Annotated in this window: 1 protein-coding gene; it reads right to left on the bottom strand. The window is 52.8% G+C overall.

Translation table 11 applies throughout. The features are described 5' to 3' along the window. The coding region (locus J0A66_RS23035) for a PH domain-containing protein (RefSeq protein ID WP_500676679.1) at positions 1-286 on the bottom strand (286 nt) is incomplete at both ends.

Genomic DNA, 286 nt, shown 5'->3' with positions numbered 1-286 from the left:
GGTTTCTTCTCTGGGGTCAAAGATAAGCTCGCCGGTGTTGGGATCCTCGATTTTGTCAAACATCTGACGGGCGTCAAAGCCACCGCGGTTGCTGGGATCCTGCTGCTTCAGCGACAGGCTGAGGTTCAGGAAACCCTCGTCGAACAAACTCATGCCATAGTTGGCATCTATGGTGGTAGTGCGACCGTCGCGTTTTTCCACCTCGCTGCCAGTGCCAATGAACTTCAACTGGCCGGTTTCATTATTGGCATTAACACTTTGCAGGTCTTCAAGCCCTTCCACACTG

The sequence above is a fragment of the Bowmanella dokdonensis genome, from assembly GCF_017254865.1.
Taxonomy (GTDB): Bacteria; Pseudomonadota; Gammaproteobacteria; order Enterobacterales; family Alteromonadaceae; genus Bowmanella; species Bowmanella dokdonensis.
The sequence above is the reverse complement of the archived record's forward strand: the minus strand, read 5'-3'. Positions and strand labels throughout refer to the sequence as shown.